The sequence below is a fragment of the Bradyrhizobium sp. WSM3983 genome (assembly GCF_000473045.1).
In the GTDB taxonomy this organism is placed as follows: Bacteria; Pseudomonadota; Alphaproteobacteria; order Rhizobiales; family Xanthobacteraceae; genus Bradyrhizobium.
Genome location: NZ_AXAY01000007.1, coordinates 287,474 through 306,061 on the forward strand (window position 1 = coordinate 287,474; position 18,588 = coordinate 306,061).

Here is an 18,588-nt window from a genome sequence, read left to right on the forward strand (position 1 = left end):
GCAGCAGCAGCCTCATGTAATAAAATCTGTCTGCTGTCGGATTTGTTTGGTGGAAAGGCGCCCGCGCCACCATTTGACGGTTTGCTCCAATCCCTCGCGCAGCGTCACCTTTGGTGTCCAGCCGGTTGCACGTATGAACCGGGTGGAGTCGGCAAGGAGGGCGCGCACTTCCGAGTTTGTCGGCCGCAGGCGCTTTTCATCGCGAAGGACCGGCTTGTGACTGGATGTCAGCTCGAGAATGTTGTCGATCAGATCGCCAATCGTGATGGCGCGCTGACTGCCGGCGTTGTAGGCATGGCCATATTCGATATCGTCAACGAGCCCGGCCGCCATGAATGCCGCAGCTGTATCCGTCACGAATGTCAGGTCCCGGACGGTGGTCGTATCGCCGACCATGATCGCACCGCATTCCGGATCGAGGGCCTGCCGGATGATTGTGCCGATGATCGCGCGTTCGCTTTGCCGAGGTCCGAACGTGTTAAACGGTCTGAGGAGTACGACGGGAACGCCGAACGAGCGCGCGAAGGCCTCGGCCATCATGTCCGCGCCGATCTTGGAGGCCGAGTAGGGCGATTGGCCCTGCAGCGGGTGAGATTCATCGATCGGCATCTTGAGTGCCGTGCCATAGACCTCGCTCGTCGAAGTCACGACCACCCGTTCAATGGCGTGTTGCCGCACGGCCTCCAGGATGTTTAATGTGCCGAGCACGTTAGTCTCGACGTAGGATTGCGGAGCGAGATAGGAATAGGGTATGGCGATCAGCGCGGCGAGGTGAAAGACGTAATGATGGCCCTGAACCAGCCGGCCGACGAAAGACGCGTCGCGAATGTCGCCACGCACGAGATGGAGCTTTTGTCGGGTTGACTGTGGGATATCGTCGAGCCAGCCATGACTGTCGAAAGAGTTGTATTGCGCCAACGCCGTTACGTCAGCTCCTGCCGAAACCAGTTGCTCGGTCAGGTGCGATCCGATGAAGCCATCGGCTCCTGTGACAAGAACTTTTGCTCCAAGGTAGGTCATCGTCGCCCTCGCTTTCTCTTACCTTGATCAAAGCTTCCGTGTTAGCGCGCCCCAGCATTCCACTGCGATGACGTGCCCGGCGCGGACGATCCAGCCGAAATCCGATGCGAGAGTCCGGTGTGGAAAATAGGCAAGGTCGATCTTCGCCTTGGCTGGAAACAGGACTTTTCGATAGTACTCCGCTGCAGGCGCGTCGGCGGGATACATCCTGTTTTCGTGTCTAAACAGCACCTGGCACGGGCCGAACACGCCTGGCTTGTAGTCGAGAAGCTTTTCGAAGCCGTCGCGAAAGCAATCGGAAAAGCTGAGCGACTCCGGTCGAGGTCCGACGAGAGACATGTCGCCCCGCAAGACGTTCCAGAGTTGCGGCAGCTCGTCCAGCTTTGTCGCGGCCAAAACCCGGCCGACGGCCGTCAAACGGTTATCCTCTTGCAGCGTCAGGGGAGAGCCTGCGCTACCGCAGTTCGGTCCGAACTTGCGAAACTTGTACATCCGAAACGGTTCGCCGCCTTGTCCCAGGCGGAGTTGCGAGAACAGGAGAGGACGCCCGCTCTCAAGCCAGACGACGGACGCCACAACGACGAACACAGGTGAAAGCAATACCATCGCGGTGCCGGCACAGAGAACATCGATCACGCGCCGTGCACTCAAATGAAACGAACAAGATTGAGCGCCCCATCGGTTCGCCATCTCGGGCAGGGTCATGCTACCGCTCCCACTGGGTAATTTGCGGCGAGCGCGGTCGTCAGGGCGATCACGACCCTCTCGACATCCGACGTCGTCATTCGCGGATGCAGAGGCAACGTCAGTTCGCGGCGAGCAAAATCCTCGGTGCGCGGGAGGCGCGTCTCCGGATAGAGGTCCCTGTAGAAGGTCAGGTGGTGGACGGGCGGATAGTGAATCGTGGTCTGAATACCGTGCTTGCGCAGGCGATCGATGACCCGCTGGCGGCTGGTTGCTGGCGGCAGCACGACCGGCATCAAATGGTGGGTCGACGGCCAGGGATCCTCAAAGGGTATCATCACCGACGCGCAATGTTCCGCCATGAGCTCACGGTAAGTGGCCGACAACCGGCGTCTGGTGTCGTTCCATTCCGGCAGCTTCTTGAGCTGGACTAGGCCAAGCGCAGCCCGTAGCTCGTCCATCCGGTAGTTGAAGCCGAGAACCGTCACGTCGTAGTCAGGACGGCGGCTGGAGAGGCGTTGCCGTGTACCGCTTGTCATGCCATGGGCGCGGGCCTGCCGGATGGTCTCGCGCAAGGCGCGGCTGCGCGCAATGATCGCGCCACCTTCGGCGGTGGTCATGTTCTTGTTTCCATAGAAGCTGAAGGCGGCCGCTTCGCCATAGCTGCCGACCTCGGGCAGTCCGGGCGCATGAGCGGCGTCCTCAATCAAGAGAAGCCCCTTCCGGCGCGCAAAGGATTGCCAGGCATCGCGATGTGCAAGGTAGCCGGCAAAATGAACGAGAATGATGGCCTTGGTCCTCGAGGTGCACTTTGCTTCCGCGTCGTCCAGCGACATCAGTGGAACGTCTGCGGACCCGATATCGACGAAGACTGGCCGGGCACCGACATAGAGAACGCTGTTGGCGCTGGCGACGAACGTCAGTGAGGGAACGAGGACCTCGTCCCCGGGGCCAATGCCGAGAGCGTGCAGGATCAGGTGGAGGGCCGCCGTGCAGGAGCCGACGGCGACCGCATCCTCGGCCTCGTGCAGGCGGGCGAACGCCTGCTCGAAGTCGCGAACTCGATCTCCCATCGTCACCCAGCCGCTTTCAATGACCGCAGCGAGAGCGGCTGTCTCCTCTTCGCCCAGGACCGGCTCTGATACCAATAGCATGTGTTCATCTCCAATCTGGGCGTGAGCTCGCGAGGTGAGCGCGACCGCTGCGATCATTGCAGGACGAGAACCGGCCTCAGGCCGCGACCGGACTTGCGAATACCGGTGATTGTTCATCCCATGCGACATCCTGTGCTTTCAGGAAGTCCTCGACGCGTCCGATGTCGAGCCAGAGGCCGCTGTGTTTGAAGACGTTGACTGGCACATCGTCGTTGAGCATCTGGAACATCAGATCGTCGAACCCGAAGGGAACGCCTGACGGGATTCGCTCGAACACGGACGGGTCCATGCAGTAGATTCCCATGCTGACGAGATGCGTGAGCTCGGGCTTTTCGCGGAAATTACTCACCCGCCCTTCCACCTCCTCGATCACGCCAAAATCCATCTTTGTCGGACGGATCGACGTGGCGATCGTGATTGGAGAATTGCCGCGCCGATGGCTGTTCACGAACTGATTGAGATTCAGATCCGTCAGCACGTCGCCGTTGAGAACGAGAAACGGCTCGTCGAGCTGGTCGCGCAGTAGCGACAGTGGGCCAATGGTTCCGAGCGGCTCCATTTCCTGGGTGTAGTTGATGCGCATGTTCCACTGGTTGCCATCTCCGCAGACGCTGCGAATGAGATGGCCCAGATATCCGGTCGTGACGTAGACCTCCCTGATCCCGTTCCGCCTGAGCCATTTGAGGACGAGCTCAAGTACAGGACGCGCACCAATCGGCATAAGTGGTTTCGGCAAAATCGAGGTGTGGGGGCGTAAGCGTGTTCCTTTGCCGCCGCATTGAATAACCGCCTTCATTAAACCCTCCGTATTGCTAGAGTCCGCAATTGTTCAACTATGTCCTTTCGCCCGCGTATCCGATCTCAACGTGCTGGTCGCGCGGGAACGTGGAAAGAACGTAAACGCAAATGGCCGAACACGTCTTCGTACGTTTGCATGAGACGAGTTGGGTATGCGGACATGATCGAGTGTGTCCGGTGCGATCGCGATCGAGATTCGAATGCCGCGCGTGGGTGTGAGAGTGCGAAGGCGATCGCTACGCGGCCGTGCCGGTTGGCGCGCTTAAACGCGCGGAAATCGAAGCACAATCAGTGTGCTGTGGGTGGACCGGGACGGTCGAGATCTACGCGGCAAACGTACGCCACAGCAGCGTGGCTGCTGTGGCGTATCTAGAAAAGCGCAAGCCGCGTGACGGTTGCCTTGACGTGGGATTAGTCCTTTATCGCATGTCGTTGCGATCAGGTGGTAGGCGCGACCAACGCCCGTTAATCGAGTTTAGTGATGCCGGAATGATTTCGGCGGTCGGATCGCAAGGCGCCGAGAGCTGTAGGTTGAGAGATCATCGAGGGCAGCGCGTGTCCATTTGCGGAGCGCACCAGTGGCCCATTGTTCATTCCCCAGATCGCAGCCTGCGTCCGGTTCTGGACCCGGATCTTGCGCAGGATCGCCTTGACGTGAACTTTCACGGTCGCCTCAGCTATGTCGATCTTTCGGGCGATGGACTTGTTCGAACTACCCTCAATCAAGCAAGACAGGATCGCCTTCTCACGCGGAGAAAGATGTGGCGCAACCGGCTCCTCCGCGTTGAGCACGATGCCATGCTCAACGTCCACGATGTCATGCTTGACCTGCTCGGTTGGTGCTGCTTCGCGCTCAACAACGCCGTCAAGGGCGAACGACAGAAATGCCGGAGGAAAGACAGCCTCTCCCATCGTCACGAGTTCGATGGATTTGACGAAGGCATCGCAGGAATTGACGTTCACGAAATAGCCGCTCGCACCAGCTCGATATGCCGAGACAAGTTCATCCGGGCGATAATGATCCGATACGACTGCGATCCGAGCATCAGGATAGTGACCTCTGACGAGGCGTATCTGGTCCAATGCGACATCGAAACTGTCGCCGTTGTGGATGATGAGAAACAGCAGTTGATGTGCTTGGAGTTCGCTTGGCAGTCCATCGGCGCTCGAAGTGGAGAGCACGATCCGGAAATTTGCAGCATGAAGGATCCGTGAAATTCCCTCCCTGACCAAAATGTTTTTTCCAATAAGAATGGTTTCGTAAGCTTGACGCCTCGGCATTTTACCCTCCAGCGACATACGCTACGCAATGACGCGACTGTAATGAAACATTGGGAAGTCAAAATGATCTGCGCCGATCAGTCTGCCTGCCTCCTCACAGGTCGTTCAGTTGATCGTTGCTGTTCGGCGCACTTCTCTTTCGTGCTACCCCGGCTGTGTGCTTCCAACCTTTGCCATTCTTTGGCAGGTTTCTGGCCTTAATTCTTTGTTAAGGTTTTATGAACGTTAAAACTGAATTTCCGATTTCCATATATATCGTTAGTTATAGGTGCACTTGCGGAATCGACTGGTGTCCTAAAGCGCGGTTCGCGCAATCTGCAGATGAGCCAATATGGGGGTATTCCCACACATTGCATGAATCCCTGGAGCCGCGCGTCGGCCTGAAACGTCACGGAGTGGCATAATCTCCGGGAGATTCGTTGACTGAACTTCCAGAAGTAGAAGGATAAGGTTTTCGACCTATCGTTACGGAAGCTGGACTCGAGAGAATGCAATGTTGCGATGCCCGCACCGGGTTTTTACGGGCGAGGTCCCTCGGGACACTGATCATGCGTTTGCGTAAGCTTTCGCCCGCGGCCGTAGGGCCAGGAGATAGGTGAAACAAAGACAGGTGGGCGAGCGCCCAATGAGTTGCACAAGGGTAGTGATCGCAAGCCGGTATCCGGTGGTTCTGCTCGGTCTGAGCAGCGTGCTCAGCGCGGAAGGCGATTTCGAGACTGTTGCATCTTGTGGCGATGTTACAAGTTGCGTGCAGGCGATCGAGAATCTTGCGCCCGACATCGCGATTCTCGATTCAACACTGCCAGAGCTGATCGCACTGAACTCCTCCTCCCATAATCCAACCGATCGCTCGACTCGCTTGGTATTTTTCATCCCTTTAGGAGACTACGAGCTCGTCTTGCCGGACGCGTTCGATGGCTGCAGCGTGGTCTTGAAGGAGACCTCACCCGAGGCGCTGGTGCAATCCTTGCGGCAAATCGCGAGCGGCGTAAGAATCGTGCCGCAGTCCTCCATGGATCAGGTCGTGCCGGCAGGTCATGGGGTGAGCTCGGACAATGCGTTGGCCGTGCTGACGGACCGAGAGCGCCAGATCATGAGCCTGGTTTCGGAAGGACTATCAAACAAGCAAATTGGACGCCGCTTGAACATCGCCGACGGCACGATCAAAGTCCATCTTCACCACATCTTCCAGAAGCTGGAGATCAGCAATCGGACGGCGCTCGCGGCCTTGGCCATTTCGCAGAATGACCGAGGCGCGCCCGTCAAGTCGATGGAATCCGAATGAGCAGAGCCGATCTTGCGCTCGTCCGCTCCGCGCACGGGCAACGGGTTGCCGGGGCCCGCCGACGTTCGATTAGGAAAATCCGACACTCGCGGATTCAACAACATCGGCAGGCGATTGCTGCAGGCTACTACGTGACCGAAAAGTGAAGGACAAACAGCGGCAGACTGCTCATTTCGGGACTGTCGCTCACCTCGATCCGCCAGGACGGATGGTCCTGAAATGGCCCAACGATCTCGCTTCGGAGGATCTCGCGGCTCAACTCAATGGCCGCTGTCCGCGCGGCAGCAATGTCGGGGAGATTCAAACCGAGGTCGTCGGGTACTGAGCCGCCATCGTGAACGTGGAAAAAATAGCGTGGCATTGGCGCTTCCGGAAAACGGGTGCATCCCCGGGACAAGACCAAGCGGACGTCGCGGTAGCGTCCCGGAATGGACCTACGACGAGCTGCCATTCGGGGTCCATGATCATTGTTGAGTACCTCAACGTCGAACCGGATTCCCATGGTTGACATGGACAATTGCGTCTTGGGGTCTAGAATCACGTTGCGCCGCAAGTGCCGCCCACTTCGGCGTGTTCGACGGCCCCGGCTTTCCTGCGAATAAGCCCCCCGCCGGGGCCGCGATCCCCTCGCATCGACGTTATAGCGACGCGGAGGGCTTGCTCTGCTGGTTCACCCGCTCGCATGAGGAACGTGGAAGTATGGCCCGCATCTAGGTCATGCATCCCACCGCGGCAGTCACATTCACTACAATGATCTGCGCCGCGGGGAGACGTCCTCGAAACGAGGAAGGCGCCTGCGGCATTCGCTCGTTCAAGCGGAGTACCCCGCGTTTGTTACTGCAGTTCTCCCGATTCGACCGCCCCAATCTACGCCAATCGGCAATGATGGATCGTTGCGCGCGTGCATTTGGTGATCGTTGGCGAGGCGAGAGACCTGACAGATGTGCGGAATTATCGGCATTCTGGGACAAACTGCGGTATCGGGCCGATTGATCGATGCGCTTAGGCGCCTCGAGTATCGGGGGTACGACTCGACGGGGGTGGCCACCCTTGATGACGGTCATCTTGAGCGCCGGCGGGCCGAAGGTAAGCTCAGGAACCTGGAGGTGCGGCTGCTTGCTGAGCCACTGGGTGGGGACGCCGGAATCGGTCACACGCGCTGGGCTACGCATGGCAAGCCGACAGAGTACAACGCGCATCCACACGCGACCGAACGCGTTGCGGTGGTCCATAACGGCATCATCGAGAACTTTCGGAAACTGCGCCAGGTGCTCGAAGCGAGGGGCGCGAAGTTCGCGAGCGACACGGATAGTGAAGTCGTCGTACACCTCGTTCATTCCTACCTGCTGATGGGCTATTCGCCTCAGGACGCCGTCAAGGCTTCATTGCCGCAGTTGCGCGGCGCCTTTGCGCTGGTGTTTCTTTTCAACGGATATCGCGATCTTCTGATCGGAGCGCGTAGGGGTTCGCCGCTGGCGGTAGGCTATGGCAATGGCGAGAACTATCTCGGCTCTGATGCGATTGCCCTCGCTCCGTTTGCCCAGGGCATCAGCTACCTGGAAGACGGTGACTGGGTGGTGCTGTCGCGCGCGAGAGGAGTGATCCGGGATGCGAATGGCGCCGTCGTTACTCGCGAGTTGCTTGAATCGGGTGGAGCGTCGTTCGTCGCCGACAAGGCCAACTATCGCCATTTCATGGCCAAGGAGATTTGGGAGCAGCCGGATGTAGTAGGCCGCACACTCGCCCATTATGTGGATATGAGAGCCGAGCGGGTGGCGCTGCCGATCAAGCTGCCGTTCGATTTCAGCGAGGTCAGGCGTGTTACAATCACGGCCTGCGGCACCGCAAGTTATGCCGGGGCCATCGCAAAGTATTGGTTCGAACGGCTGGCACATATCCCTGTTGATGTCGATATCGCCTCCGAATTCCGCTATCGCGAAGCGCCGCTCGGCAAGGGCGACCTCGCGGTCTTCATCTCGCAATCCGGCGAAACCGCCGACACGCTGGCTGCACTTCGCTACGCCAAGGAGAAGGGGGCTCACACCGTCTCTGTCGTGAACGTGCCGACCTCCACCATTGCGCGCGAAAGCGAAACGGTGCTGCCGACCCTGGCCGGCCCGGAAATCGGCGTTGCCTCCAGTAAAGCCTTCACCTGTCAGTTGATGGCGCTCGCCGCCTTCGCGGTCGCTGCGGGAGCAGCGCGTGGCGAAATCTCCGTGAGCGAGCAGAAACGGCTCGTCAGGGGGCTGATTGAAATTCCGCGTTTGATGGCCGTTGCCCTTGCCAGCGAGCCGCAGATCGAGAAGCTGGCTCGCTATATCGCAAAATCGCGTGACGTCCTTTATCTTGGGCGCGGCACCAGTTATCCGCTCGCGCTGGAAGGCGCGCTGAAGCTGAAGGAAATCTCCTATATCCATGCCGAGGGCTATGCCGCAGGCGAACTCAAGCATGGCCCGATCGCTCTGATCGACGAGGACATGCCCGTCGTGGTTATCGCGCCGTTCGACGGTGTGTTCGAAAAGACCGTGTCGAACATGCAAGAGGTGGTAGCGCGCGGTGGCAAGATCATTCTGATCACGGATTCCAAAGGTACGGCGGAAGCAACTGTCGAGCCCGTAGCCACGATATTGCTGCCGGACATGGCGCCGACCTTCGCGCCGATAGTTTACGCCGTTCCGATCCAGTTGCTCGCTTATCATACGGCCGTGATCATGGGCACCGATGTGGATCAGCCGCGCAATCTCGCCAAATCGGTGACGGTCGAATAGGGGCGAATGCCGTGGCAGCATACAGTCGCTCGCCGTCCACGGGTATAGTGATCAAGGCTCCGTCTGGAAGCATGATCGATCATGCGGCCGTCCTCCTCCAGGTCGGCGACAAGGGAAGTGACCCATTCGGTGCAACGAACTTGGTGGGGAGCGGATACTCCGATCCCGTGAGGAAGTACCCCTTCTGGGACGGCGGAACGGTCTGTCGTGGTGCTTCAATCTCCTGGCCGCATGTCGCGCCCGCAGGCGAATGTTACCGCTGGCGGCTGACAGGATCATTCATGTTCGGGTCCGCGTGAGCGGTGCCGGAGATGACGTCGGATTTCAGATCTCGGATAGATGGTGCGGGCTTCAGTGAATCTTGGTGCGGCGTTACCGAAGTTTCCGCGGCAAAGAGAATGATAGAAGAAGTGCAGATTCGGACAGGGCCTCCTGCTCGATGCCGTTCTGGTGGCAGACGGCGGTCGCACAGATTGCCATCCAGAACCCGACGGGGGCGGGTCCGACGATCGCCTCGATTGCTGCTTCCGGTACCGGGATCACCAATGGCAGCGGCGATCTCAACGCCGGCAAGCTGGTCACGCTGACGGTCAACTTCAGCGCGACCGTGACGGTCAACACCGGCGGCGGCACGCCGACGCTCGCCCTCAACGACGGCGGTACGGCGAGCTACACCGGCGGCTCCGGCGGCACCGCGCTCACCTTCAGCTACACGGTGGCGGCAGGCCAGACCACGTCCGATCTCGCCATCCGGTCCGGCGAGCGCCGACCTATGATGATCGCCAATCGCGCGATCGACGCATATCGGAAAAAATACTGCCCAGTGGATCGGTGGTGGGGCAGGTCGTATGGGATTGTCTGATCAGGCTGCGTGTATTCCAAGCGGGCGGGGGCGTACGCCTTTCGGAGCAGCCTGTCCAACTGCGCCTCGCCGGCATCTGCTCGCTGCCGCAGCGCCCGCGGCCTCGGCTGCCGTCCCAATTAGGACACCAGCGCTCCTGAATTAGGACACGTTGTTTTGTGACAAATGGATGTCAATGAGCTGCGCGGCGTTCCGAGTACGCGCTCCTCACGAAAGGTCCTTAGCCGGTCAGCCCCGGGCTAGGGGCCTTTTCGTTTTTCAGAAGCAAAAACGCCGCCCGCTTAAATGGCTCGCGGGCGGCGGCTTACCAGCCCCAGGGGGGATGATGCAAAACCCCGGTAAAGATCAGTCTACACGGACCAATTGAAGGTTCAATGTTCCTGATTCGGAACCGCGGTAGAGGGGAAATTAGGACAGTTCTGTTTGCCTTCTCAGCGTCGCCCAAAGATCAACGGCCTACCGCATCAATTGCCGATGAGCTTATCGAAGCGAAGCGAAGCAGGAGCCAGAAGACGGCCGCCGTGACGGTTATGAATGCGGCAAAATACCAAATGCGATGCATGCTACTCAGTGAATGAGCTTATCCAGAGGAAAGCGCAGCTCGCCTCGGCGGCGAACCAGCGAATATCAAAGCGGGGTCCCTTGAGCGCGTCCCTAAGCAGCGAGGTGCAACCCTAGATTCGTAGTGGTCGGCCTATCGGCATGAGATACTGATTCATATTTCGCGTTTCGGAGGGGAAAGCCGATGCGCCTTATACTGCCTTATCTTGGAATTGCTCTTTGCACGTCGCTGGCTGCGTGGATGTCGGTGATGTTGCTCTCCTGACATGAAAATATGTCGACGCCTGGTGCCAACAACCGCACGTGGGTGCCGCTCTCATGCAGCTTGAGCCGCTTTGTCTCTTGGTGCCGTCCACGCGGGGTTTGCGTGCCCGCCATGACTGACATGGTGCGAACCGCAAGCACAAGGGAGAAATTGATTCTGGCCGTGCACAGCATCCTCGATTCAGAGATCGTCATTATGGGTGGCAGCATCGGCGCGCGGCCCGAGTTGAAGCTGCGGATCGATGAGTATCTCGGGCGGTGCATGCGCGAGCCCGTTCGTATAGAGCTCAGCGCCCTCGGCAATCGTGCCACGCTGATCGGCGCGGTCGGCAGCGCGATTGACCTGGTGCATCGTTCGCTGTTTGGCATCGGCAGGGAGGCGGGCCCGCTGGCCCTTCCCGCTGCGGCGGCAGATGTTGCGGCATGAAAGAATATCCGCCAAGAATTGAGGTTGTCGGCAGTCCGGGTGCCGTCGCAGAGCGCGCAGTCGCAATTGTCATCGCCGAGTTGCGCGATCGACAGCCGGTTACTCTTGGTCTTGCGACCGGCGCAACAATGACGCCGTTCTATGCCCGTCTTGTCGCTGCAGCACGCGCCGGCCTGATCTCATTCCACGCGGCATCGAGCTTCAACCTCGATGAATATGTCGGCATCGCGCCGCAATCGCGGGGAAGCTTCCATGCCTACATGCAGGAGCATTTGTTCCGGCACGTGGATATGCCCGCCGATAGGGCCAGAATCCCTGACGGCATGGCCTACGACGTTGCCACCGAGGCCACACGCTACGAGGCGCAGATAGCGGCAGCCGGTGGCATCGACCTGCTGCTGCTCGGCATCGGTACCAACGGCCATATCGGCTTCAATGAGCCAGGTTCGGATTTCGCCTCGCGCACCCGCGAGATCAGGCTCGACGAAGCGACCCGCATTGCCAATGCCGGTGATTTTCCCGATCGCGCATCTGTTCCCCGACGTGCCATCACGATGGGTATCGCGACAATCCTGCATGCGAAAAGGATCCTTCTGATTGCAACAGGACCGGAGAAGGCAGCCGCGGTCGCGGCGGCAATCGAGGGTCCGATTGGGACTGCTTGCCCCGCATCGGCACTTCGGCTGCATGGCAACGTCGATGTTCTCTGCGATGAATCGGCAGCCACTGCGCTTATCGACCGGCCTCATACCAATGATCGGAGAAGGGCATGAGCTGGGGACAGCGCGATTTCATGGTGCCAGGACGCTCCCTGGCGGTGGGCGAGCTCCAGCCTTGGTCACGCGGTGAATCTCGCGCATGATGTCGAGACGAGTGTCGTTCGGCGTTAGCAGCCAGAGCGCATCGACCTCGCCGGACATGGCCAACGCCTCGATGCTGTCGAACACATACGCCTGTCCAAGGCCAAGACTGCGCGCCTTATCCGAGATACCTGAGCTCGAACACTACGTGCCGCTAGTGGCTCGGTGACGGCGGGACATCAGCGTGATAGCGTCGAATGAGTGAGATCCGATCATCGGCAAGAGTAACGCCTCGTCAGTTTGACGATAGTTCGGAATTTTCTGCAGACCAGTTTCTGGAGGTGCCACTGCGTCTGCAGCGGGAGATCAAGAAAAAGTCTATTGAGGGCCGGCGTAGGCTGTCGCGCTCGGAGCGATCCGCAGAAGTTTAGGTAGGCTTGAGAGTGAGGTCGCGAGCAGAGGTACGCATACGGCGCGAGCGCTGATCGCTCGTTCGGCGTCTGGTCACCGAGCGATCATGTTGACTGCTGCCGTCCAGGCCTTGCGATAAGAATCAAGGCCGGTAATCGAAATCGGAGCGACGGGGCCCGGCTCCCGGATATGGTAAGAGGGGGGCCATTGCGCGAGCATTGCGGCGCCGCGTGCCGTGCCTGCGGCGTCTTCCGCCCCAAAGACACGCTGCGTCGGTCGCAATGCGCCGAGAGTCTGACAGAAAGGAAGATTGCCGGCGAACGTCCCTTCGACGATGAGATCTCCACCGGTTGCTCCCATCCGTGTCAGCATCAGATCGCTGACCAGAGCGCAATAGAGTGTCGCAAGCGCGGTTCGATCGCGCGTTGCAATTTCGCCGTAGATCACGCCTTTGGTCGTCGCATATGGTCCGCCATGGCCGGAGAAGCAGGGTAGGGCAATCACGCCCGAGGCGATGACGCGCTCGATCGCGTCAAGATCAGCGTTGCCGCCGCCGCCCGCGATGACGGCGTATTCGCGTCCGCCCATGAAGCGTCCGCAGGCGATGGGGCGGCTCAGCGCGTCGACGTTGGCGAGCGTGTCGTCGAGAGGATCAAGCTGATCGAGCGAAAGGCCCACGCACATCAGGATCACCCAGGTGCCAGTCGACAGCACGGTGAACGGCGCCTGGCGCGAGACGAGGTAGGGCAGAAGTGAAGCGTTGGAATCGTGGATACCGCAAAAGATTTGCGTTTCAGGCGCGAGTCCGGTGAGGGCGGCGATTTCAGGCTGAATCGGACCGAGCGGATCGAAGGCGCGGCGCCGCGGCGGCAGCAAGTGGTCGATGCCGAGAGCTTTGGCGAGGCTTGAGACCTGTCCCTGCCGCGGCGCCCAGAGATCAGTATGAGCGCCGAGGGTAGTGACTTCGGAGACGGCAACGCCGCTCAAGCGCCAGGCCCAATATTGTGGATAGCCAACGAAATGCCTCGCTTTGGCGAAGAGGTCCGGACAGCGCCACTTCTGATAGGCGAGTTGCCGACCGAGATTGAGGCCGGCGGGCACTTTCGGCGACAGGCTCTCCGAAAAGGGCGGCCGCAGCCTGGCATACTCGGATTCGATCACTTCTACGCCTGTGAATTCGTAGTCCATGACCGGAGCGGCGAGGACGCTCTCGCCGATCAAAGCACCGGCTGCGCCATGCGCGGTCGGAACAATCGCACTGATCTGATGCGTGCGTGCGGCCTCACGAAGCGCATCGAGGAAGAAGTGCCACGCGCTCTCAACGTCTTCGTGCGGATAAGGCGGCCCGGGCAAAACGCGGTTGGGCGCCGACTTCTCCCAGAGGAGTCGGCCGTGGTCGAACAAAGCAAGCTTTACATTGGTCTTGCCGATGTCGAGAACTGCGACCGTCTGGCTCATCGTCAAGCTCAAGGCAGATGGAACATCTCGACCCCAACATCACCACCATGTCATGGTCGGCCTGCTAAATCCATGACAGCGGAGGCCAAAAGTACGTCGCCCGACCGCGTTCGGCAGCCGGGCGACGAGTTCAGATCAGAAATCGAAGTCCTTGATGTTCTGCTTCGTGAAGATGAAGGGCGAGCCAAGCAGGATCTCGCTGCCATTGACCACGTTCAGCTTGCCGAGCTTGCCGGCTTCCACCGAGGTCGCGCCGGGCTTTAGGGTGCCGTCTACCACAGCACGCATCACGTAGGTCGCTGCATAGCCGAGATCGACCGGATTCCACAGCACGACCGACTTGACGCAGTCCGCGTTGACATACGGCTTCATCGCGTTTGGCGTGGCGAGGCCGACCACCGCCACCTTGCCGCAGAGCTTAGCCTTGGTCACGGCTTCCGCCGAAGCGGGCGTCGCGACCGAGGTCATGCCGAACAGGCCAGCCAGTTTATCGCCATGCTTGTTGATCAGTGTCGTTGCCTGGTTGAAGGACAGATTGTTGTCCTCCTGCGCCTCGACCGTTTCCAGCCATTTCAGCTTGGGATGGCACTTCTGCGCATAGGCCCACATCTCAGCGATCCAGCGTGCCTGGTTCGGCGTCGTGAAGGTTGAGGTGACGATCGCAAAGCTCTTGTCCTCGCCGGCCTCCTTGGCCATCGAGTCGATCATCGCCTTGGCGATGCCGTTGAACTCGGCCTGATTGACGAACCACTCGCGCGCATCCGGCGTCGAGTTGGCGTCATAGCCGACGACATGGATGCCCTTCGACAGCGCCTTCTTCAGGACTGGCGCGATCGCCACCGGATCGTTGGCCGCGAAGAGAATGCCGTCGACGCCGCTGGTGATGTAATTGTCGATGAACTTGATCTGCTCGTCGATCTTGGCCTCGGTCGGGCCGTCGGTCTTCACCGTGACATTGCCGAGTGCCTTGGCGGCGTCCTGCATGCCTTTCGAGGTTGCGTTGAAATAGCCGATGCCGATCAGCTTCGGCACGTCGACCAGCGTGATTGGTTTGCCTGCCTTGTCGGCCGCATTGGTTGGCCGGCCGCCGTCATAAGGCTTGGCCGCGGGCGCGGCGTTGGCCTCGCCAGCCGAACATGCAAGCGGGTTGACAGGCAGGTCGTCCGCGCCGTCCCATCTCTTGTCCGCCGCAGAGGCCGTTCCGGCCAGCAGCGTCGCGCCGAGGAATGCAGCAGAAAATCCGAGTTTCATTTTGTTCTCCTCCCATGTTGAAGCCGCTTTTTCTGCGGCCAGACACGCCATCAAACGCCCTCGCGTCGCCGCTGGAGCGAACTCGCCACAAGAGTTGAAAAGATGAGCACCGTGCCGATGACCACGATCGTCGCGTCGCCCTTGACGCCGGTCAGGGCCAGCCCGTTTTTCAAGAGCTGGATCATCGCCAGGCCGACCACCGTGCCCCAGATCGTGCCGACGCCTCCGAATATGCTGGTGCCGCCGAGCACCACCGCCGCGATCACGTCGAGCTCATAACCGATCCCCATGTCCGAGCGGGTCGTGGTCACGCGCGACACGAGAACACAAGCGGAAAGGCCGGCCATCAAACCCGACAGCGTGTAGACGATCAGCTTGACGCGATCGACCGGCAAACCGGAAAAGCGCGCGGCGGTTTCGTTGTTGCCGATTGCATAAAGTGTCCGGCCGAAAGTGGTGCGGTCAAGAACGATTGCCGCGACCACGATCGCGATCAGCAAGAGCCAGAGCTGCGCCGGCACCCCGAAGAGGTTTTCCTGTCCGACAAAGTAGAACCATTCCGGGTACCCCCGCACCGAACGCGCCTGGCTGATGCCCTCCGCTAGCCCACGGTAGAGAGCGAGCGTCGCGATGGTCATGATCAGCGGCGGCACTTTCACCTTGGTGATGACGATCCCGTTGAGAAAGCCCGCCGCAGCGCCGACGAGCAGCGAGAAGCAGATCGCCAGCGGCAAGGGAAGGCCGAAAATTTTCCAGGAATATCCGAGCAGGATCGCGCAGAGCCCGACGATCGAGCCGACCGAGAGATCGATGCCGCCGGTGATGATGATGAAGGTCATCGGCAGCGCGATGAGCCCAACCTCGGTCGTCAGCCTGCCTTGATTGAGCAGATTGTCGAGCGTGAGGAAGCGATTGTTGAAGCCCCCGAGTACGATCAGCGCAATGAGCAGAATCATCGCGAGCATGGTCTCGTGGCGCAGCAACCACCAGGGTACGACGCGCTTGGCTGCCTGGGGGAGAGGGATCTCGCTCATGGTGCTCATGCTCCGGCCATGCGCCGGCGTCGCAGAATGTCGGCGATCACGGTCACGAGGATGAGCACGCCCTGGACCGCGCGGATCCAGTAGGGCGAGACGTCGATGAAGACCAGCGCGCTGGCAATCTCGGCGATTAGTACGGCGGCAAGGGTCGAGCCGACCACCGTGCCGACGCCGCCGAGAATGCTGACGCCTCCGACAACCGACGCGGTGATGATCGTCAGCTCGAGATTGGGCGGCACGGTCGACTGGATGACGCGCAGTTGCGTCGCGTAGAGCAGGGCGGCAGCCCCTGCGAACAGGCCGTGCAGCGCGAAGACCATCACGATCGTGCGCGGGTGCGAAATTCCGCAGAGCCGCGCCGCTTCGGCGCTGCCGCCGACCGCGTAGATCGCGCGTCCCGAGGCCGAATAACGCATCCACAACGCGGCCAGGATCGTCACCAGGATCATGAGAAAAACCGGAAATGGCAGCGCACCGAAGAGTTCGATATCGGCGAGATGGAAACTGTCGGGCAGGTCGGTGATCCATTTTCCCCCGGTGACGCTGATCAGGCCGCCCTTGAGGACCGATAGCATGCCGAGCGTAACCACGATTGCCGGAATGCGCAGATAGGCGATGATGACGCCCTGCAACGCCATCACGACGACGCCGGCAACGAGCGCCGCCAGCCAGGCGACCACGATCGGTGCGCCGTTCACGGCCAGAGTGCCGCTGATCGTCGCCAGGACGCCGATCAGCGCGCCGACGGAAATATCGATGTTGCCGGAAATGATCACCATCGACATGCCGACTGCTGCGACGGCGATATAGGCGTTGCCGAGCAGCACGTCGGAAAGATTGCGTGCCGCCAGGAAGCGCGGATTGTAAAGGCCGACGACGATGGCGAGGCCGATCACCGCGATCGCGAGCAAAGCCTCTTGCGAGGCAAGCACCCTTAGCCGCCGTCGCGGATCAGCCTCGGCGCCGGCTAAGGTCTCCGCCGTCATGCAGCTTTCTCCGCGTTTCCATGGCTGCCCATCATCGCTGCGCCGATCGACTCCTGGGTTGCTTCCTCGCGCGAGAATTCGGCAACGATACGGCCTTCGCGCATCACGAGCACGCGGTCGCTCATGCCGAGCACCTCTGGCAGCTCGCTCGAAATCATCAGGATGGCGAGCCCCTGGGCCGCAAGCTCGCCCATCAGCCGATGGATCTCCGCCTTGGCACCAACATCGATACCGCGCGTCGGCTCGTCGAGGATCAACAGCTTCGGCCCGTTGGCGAGCCATTTCCCGAGCACGATTTTCTGTTGATTGCCGCCAGAGAGCTTGCCCGCGATCTGCTCGAGCGAGCTCGTCTTGACCGCAAAGCGCTTGACGCCGTCGCCGGCAAGCTTGCGCTCGGCGGCGCGATCGATGAAGCCGCCGAATGCGACCTTTCCAAGCGCGGCGAGGCTGAAGTTCTCGCGCACCGTCATCGGCCGCACCAGGCCCTGTGTGCCGCGATCCTCGGGAACATAGGCGACGCCCAGGGACCGTGCCTGCGCTGGCGAGCGGATGTCGATCTTCTGTCCGGTGATCCGGATTTCGCCGTTATCGGCCGGCGTAACGCCGAAAATGGTTTGCGCCAGCTCGCTGCGACCCGAGCCGACGAGGCCGGCAAGGCCGACGATCTCGCCGGCGCGCACCGTGAGCGAGACCCTCCTCGTCAGGGGCCGTCGTTCGAGGTCCTTCACCTCCAGCACCGGCTTGCCGATCGGAACCGTGATCTTCGGGAATAGGCTTTCGATCCTGCGGCCGACCATCAATTGCACGAGTTCGGCCGCGTCCGTGTCGGCGACACGCCTGGTCGCTACATGTGCGCCATCGCGCAGCACCGTGACGCGATCGGCGATCGCGAAAATCTCATCGAGCCGATGGCTGATATAAATTACAGCGACCCCGCGGGCTTTCAGCTTGCGCACGATGTCGAAGAGCCGCGTCACGTCGTACTCAGTCAGGGCCGCGGTCGGCTCGTCCATGATCAGGATGCGCGCATCCTGCGACAGCGCGCGCAGGATTTCGACGCGCTGGCGATTGCCGACACTGAGGGAACCGACGATACGGTCGGCTTGCAGGTCATGAATCTCGAGCGAAGCGAGCAGCGCATTCGTCTTCTCGTGCATCGCTCGCCAGTCGATCCGGCGGAGGCCCGCGCGCGGGGCATGCCCCATGAAAATGTTCTCGGCGACGGTGAGCTCCGGGAACAGCAGAAGCTCCTGATAGATCGTGGCGATGCCGGCTCGCCTTGCATCGTCCGGCCGCGCGAGGTCAACCGGCCTGCCGTCCACGAGCACCTCGCCGCGATCGGGCGGGAACACGCCGGAAACGATCTTGATCAGCGTCGACTTGCCGGCGCCGTTCTCGCCGAGCAAGGCGTGGACCTCGCCTCTGGCAGTGTCGAACGAGACGCCGGACAGTGCCCGCACGCCTGGAAAGGCCTTCTCGATCGCGTGCACCGACAGTAGCGGTGCGGCGGGAGTTTCACTATGCGTGCCCGTTGTCAT

The 18,588-nt window shown here is 60.5% G+C and carries 17 protein-coding genes; 5 read left to right on the forward strand and 12 right to left on the reverse strand.

Translation table 11 applies throughout. The features are described from left to right. Positions 1-12: 12 nt before the first annotated feature. The 5 genes from YUA_RS0114250 to YUA_RS0114270 all read right to left on the reverse strand — a co-directional run bounded on the left by YUA_RS0114250 (position 13) and on the right by YUA_RS0114270 (position 4,937). The gene (locus tag YUA_RS0114250; RefSeq protein WP_027531311.1) at positions 13-1,020 is read right to left on the reverse strand and encodes an SDR family NAD(P)-dependent oxidoreductase; all 1,008 of its coding nucleotides are present in this window, start codon (positions 1,018-1,020) and stop codon (positions 13-15) included. A gap of 27 nt (positions 1,021-1,047) precedes the next feature. Continuing rightward, a complete protein-coding gene (locus YUA_RS0114255; RefSeq protein WP_051383171.1) occupies positions 1,048-1,725 on the reverse strand; it encodes a sugar transferase in 678 nt (225 codons plus the stop codon). After that, positions 1,722-2,858, reverse strand: a complete 1,137-nt coding sequence (locus YUA_RS0114260; protein ID WP_027531313.1) for a DegT/DnrJ/EryC1/StrS aminotransferase family protein — start codon at positions 2,856-2,858, stop codon at positions 1,722-1,724. Before YUA_RS0114260 ends, YUA_RS0114255 begins: the two co-directional genes overlap by 4 nt. A gap of 76 nt (positions 2,859-2,934) precedes the next feature. Then, a complete protein-coding gene (locus YUA_RS0114265) occupies positions 2,935-3,654 on the reverse strand; it encodes a sugar phosphate nucleotidyltransferase (RefSeq protein WP_027531314.1) in 720 nt (239 codons plus the stop codon). A 467-nt stretch (positions 3,655-4,121) separates the two neighbouring features. Further along, the gene (locus YUA_RS0114270) at positions 4,122-4,937 is read right to left on the reverse strand and encodes a response regulator transcription factor (RefSeq protein ID WP_027531315.1); all 816 of its coding nucleotides are present in this window, start codon (positions 4,935-4,937) and stop codon (positions 4,122-4,124) included. Positions 4,938-5,532: 595 nt separating this feature from the next. Here YUA_RS0114270 and YUA_RS43955 point away from each other — a divergent pair. Further along, positions 5,533-6,222 (forward strand): response regulator transcription factor, encoded by a 690-nt coding sequence (locus YUA_RS43955; protein ID WP_245285165.1) that lies wholly within the window; start codon positions 5,533-5,535, stop codon positions 6,220-6,222. 127 nt (positions 6,223-6,349) lie between these two features. Here the strand turns inward: YUA_RS43955 and YUA_RS0114280 are convergent, their stop codons facing one another. Next, on the reverse strand, positions 6,350-6,583 hold the full coding sequence (locus YUA_RS0114280) for a hypothetical protein (protein WP_027531316.1): 234 nt from the start codon (positions 6,581-6,583) through the stop codon (positions 6,350-6,352). 580 nt (positions 6,584-7,163) lie between these two features. On the opposite strand from YUA_RS0114280, the gene glmS reads away from it, so the two are divergent. The 4 genes from glmS (at position 7,164) to nagB (ending at position 11,877) form a co-directional block, all read left to right on the forward strand. After that, positions 7,164-8,990 (forward strand): glutamine--fructose-6-phosphate transaminase (isomerizing), encoded by a 1,827-nt coding sequence (gene glmS / locus YUA_RS0114285; protein WP_027531317.1) that lies wholly within the window; start codon positions 7,164-7,166, stop codon positions 8,988-8,990. 439 nt (positions 8,991-9,429) lie between these two features. Beyond that, positions 9,430-9,852, forward strand: a complete 423-nt coding sequence (locus YUA_RS0114290; protein ID WP_027531318.1) for a hypothetical protein — start codon at positions 9,430-9,432, stop codon at positions 9,850-9,852. A gap of 937 nt (positions 9,853-10,789) precedes the next feature. Next, on the forward strand, positions 10,790-11,104 hold the full coding sequence (locus YUA_RS0114300) for a hypothetical protein (RefSeq protein ID WP_198029414.1): 315 nt from the start codon (positions 10,790-10,792) through the stop codon (positions 11,102-11,104). After that, entirely contained in the window at positions 11,101-11,877 is a 777-nt protein-coding gene (nagB, locus tag YUA_RS43960) for a glucosamine-6-phosphate deaminase (protein ID WP_035970979.1), read from the forward strand. Before YUA_RS0114300 ends, nagB begins: the two co-directional genes overlap by 4 nt. Positions 11,878-11,895: 18 nt before the next feature. Here nagB and YUA_RS49970 read toward each other — a convergent pair whose 3' ends face one another. The 6 genes from YUA_RS49970 to YUA_RS0114330 form a co-directional block, all read right to left on the reverse strand. After that, entirely contained in the window at positions 11,896-12,051 is a 156-nt protein-coding gene (locus YUA_RS49970; RefSeq protein ID WP_198029415.1) for a hypothetical protein, read from the reverse strand. Between the two features lie 357 nt (positions 12,052-12,408). Further along, on the reverse strand, positions 12,409-13,773 hold the full coding sequence (locus YUA_RS0114310) for an FGGY-family carbohydrate kinase (protein WP_027531321.1): 1,365 nt from the start codon (positions 13,771-13,773) through the stop codon (positions 12,409-12,411). 135 nt (positions 13,774-13,908) lie between these two features. After that, positions 13,909-15,024, reverse strand: a complete 1,116-nt coding sequence (locus YUA_RS0114315) for a substrate-binding domain-containing protein (protein ID WP_027531322.1) — start codon at positions 15,022-15,024, stop codon at positions 13,909-13,911. Positions 15,025-15,074: 50 nt separating this feature from the next. Continuing rightward, the gene (locus YUA_RS0114320) at positions 15,075-16,067 is read right to left on the reverse strand and encodes an ABC transporter permease (protein WP_027531323.1); all 993 of its coding nucleotides are present in this window, start codon (positions 16,065-16,067) and stop codon (positions 15,075-15,077) included. After that, entirely contained in the window at positions 16,064-17,050 is a 987-nt protein-coding gene (locus tag YUA_RS0114325; protein WP_027531324.1) for an ABC transporter permease, read from the reverse strand. Before YUA_RS0114325 ends, YUA_RS0114320 begins: the two co-directional genes overlap by 4 nt. Then, positions 17,047-18,588 carry a sugar ABC transporter ATP-binding protein gene (locus YUA_RS0114330; protein WP_035970981.1) on the reverse strand — a complete coding sequence of 514 codons (1,542 nt, stop codon included), beginning with the start codon at positions 18,586-18,588 and terminating at the stop codon, positions 17,047-17,049. Before YUA_RS0114330 ends, YUA_RS0114325 begins: the two co-directional genes overlap by 4 nt.